At 29.9% G+C, this 2,707-nt stretch carries 3 protein-coding genes and 1 riboswitch; all 3 genes read left to right on the plus strand.

The window, feature by feature from the left end:
* Nucleotides 1-662 (plus strand): HAD family hydrolase (locus COZ07_RS03765; RefSeq protein WP_406607252.1); only part of this gene is annotated, 662 nt, incomplete at its 5' end.
* Between the two features lie 78 nt (nucleotides 663-740).
* Nucleotides 741-1,583 carry an Fpg/Nei family DNA glycosylase gene (mutM, locus tag COZ07_RS03770; protein ID WP_406607253.1) on the plus strand — a complete coding sequence of 281 codons (843 nt, stop codon included), beginning with the start codon at nucleotides 741-743 and terminating at the stop codon, nucleotides 1,581-1,583.
* Nucleotides 1,584-1,744: 161 nt separating this feature from the next.
* A riboswitch (molybdenum cofactor riboswitch) is annotated at nucleotides 1,745-1,864 on the plus strand.
* Between the two features lie 99 nt (nucleotides 1,865-1,963).
* Nucleotides 1,964-2,707: substrate-binding domain-containing protein (locus COZ07_RS03775; protein WP_406607254.1), on the plus strand; the 744-nt coding region annotated here is incomplete at its 3' end.

Raw genomic sequence — 2,707 nt, forward strand, 5'->3', positions numbered from 1 at the left:
ATTTGGGAAACACTCTTAAAATAATTTCTTTCGATGTAGATGGTACTTTAGTAGATTTGGAATATAATAATTTAGTATGGTTTAAAGAAATTCCCCAATTAGTTGCCCAGAAAAAAAAGATTGGATTTGAAGAAAGCATAAAATTAGTACAAGATGAATACAATAAGTTAGGTGAACATAATTTAAATTGGTATGACATTAAATACTGGATATCCTATTTTGGATTAGGAATTTCCTATAAAAAAATTTTAGAGAAGTATGAGCCCCAGATAAAAATATTCCCCGATGTAGTACCTATTTTAAAAGAATTAAAAAAAGATTTTACCCTTATTTCCATTACTACTATGCCACGAGAATTTTTGGTACCGAAAATGAAAAAACTTAAAAAATATTTTAAATATATTTTTTCATCATTATCTGATTTTAAAGAAATAAAAAATTCTGAAATCTATTTAAGAATATGCCAAAAATTAAAAGTTAAACCAGAGCAAGTTCTTCACATAGGCGATCATTGGGAATTTGATTATTTAGCTGCTAAAAAAATTGGAATGAATGTACTTTTTTTAGATCGCACTAATAGTAAAAAAGAAGAATTTATTATAAATAGCTTGCAGCAAATTAAAAAAAAAATAGAAAATAATGGTAATTATATAAGTAAATAAAATATAAGCAAGCAAATATACTGTTAGATAGAAGCCAGAAGTCAGAATTAAAATGATGAAATAGAAGGGGTGAATCTAATGCCGGAATTACCAGAAGTGGAGACTATTAGAAGAGATTTGGACCGGAAAGTAAAAGATAAAGAAATAAAATTTGTTACTGTAAATACTCCTAAAATAGTAAAAGAACCATCTATATCGGAATTTTGTACTCAAATTGAGGGGAAGGTGTTTAAAAATATCAATCGTAGAGGCAAATATCTCGTAATAGAATTGGATTCTGGTAAAAAATTAGTAATTCATCTGGGTATGACCGGTCTTTTAATTTATCCTTTTAATGAAGGTAGTAAAAAAATTATAAATGTTAAACATAATCATCTTATTTTTACCTTTATTGATGGCACTAAATTAATATTTAATGATGTGCGTAAATTTGGGAAAATTTATTTAGTTTCCAATCTCAACCAAATAGAAGGTATGGCCAAATTAGGTTTAGATCCATTAGATGATTGTTTCAAAGAAGAAATCTTGGTTCAGATATTAAATAAAAAGAAAAAAAGTAAGATAAAATCATTTTTGATGAACCAAGAATTTATTGCGGGATTAGGGAATATTTATGTCAACGAAGTACTCTATAGAGCGAATATTCATCCTTTAAGAAAAATTTCTTCTCTCCACAAGGAGGAGATTGGAAACCTATATCAGCAAATTAAGTTGGTGTTGAATGAAGCAATCAAATCTGGAGGAAGTACAGTAGCTGATGAGGCTTATCTAAATACAGATGGCGAAAAAGGAAAATTTGCTGAAAAATTACAAGTCTATGCTCGAAAAGGAGAACCTTGCGTAAAGTGTGGGCATTCTATAGATGTTGTAAGGATAGAAGGTAGAAGCTCATTCATCTGCCCCCAATGTCAAAAATTATGAAAAACTAATGGTTAATTTGATTATTAGAAATCTAAATCATTTCTTTCTCTTTCTTAACGCGATACGCGATACGATATACTCAATACTAATATAAAATTCTTGCTTAAATATAGAAAAAATATTATAATGTGTGAAGATATTTCTTGTATATTGCTCTTTTATAAAAGAATAATCTCCGAGCTATCACACCTAAGGTGAAAACGATGGTGGATTAGCCGATAAGGAATAAGAGAAAACTCTTATTCCCCCCGTGTTTGGAAAGGAGGACCGATATTATGGGATGAACTTGTAAACCAACACCGGACACAGTGTTGGTTTTTTTGTTTAATATCTAATTAAAATTAAAAAATAAAATGAATAGAAAGGAATATATTAGTAAAATGAAAAAAAACATTATTTTTCTAGTGATATTTATATTAAGTATTAGTTTATTATTAATTAGTACGGTTTATGCTGAACCAATTCACCTAAAATTAGCTACTACTACCAGTACAGAAAATTCAGGCTTATTAAATGTACTTCTCCCACCTTTTGAGGAATTATCTAATATTAAAGTAGATGTTATTGCGGTAGGAACAGGGGCAGCTATTAAGTTGGGGGAAAATGGAGATGTAGATATAATACTTACCCATGATCCGGACGCGGAAGATAAATTTGTTCAAGATGGATATGGAGTAAACCGCAGAGATGTAATGTATAACGATTTTATTGTTCTTGGACCAGCTAATGATCCGGCAAAAATTAAAGGTATGAAAAATGTAGTGTCTGCTTTTACCAATATAGCTAACCAACAAGCTTTTTTTGTATCTCGAGGAGATGCTTCCGGAACTGATGTAAAAGAAAAAATTATATGGCAAATTGCAGGTATTAAACCAGAGAAGTGGTATATGGAAGCAGGTCAAGGGATGGGTGCAACGTTACAAATTGCCAATGAAAAACAAGCCTATGTTCTTAGTGATAGAAGTACTTTTTTGAACTATAAAGATAAGATAGGATTAAATATACTTTGCGAAGGAGATCCTCTATTATTTAATCCTTATACTATCATTGCCTTAAACCCGGAGCGTTTTTCTCATGTAAAATATATGGAAGCAATGCAACTAATAGCTTGGGTTACTTCAATA

This window comes from Candidatus Infernicultor aquiphilus, from assembly GCF_002784285.1.
In the GTDB taxonomy this organism is placed as follows: domain Bacteria; phylum Atribacterota; class Phoenicimicrobiia; order Phoenicimicrobiales; family Phoenicimicrobiaceae; genus Infernicultor; species Infernicultor aquiphilus.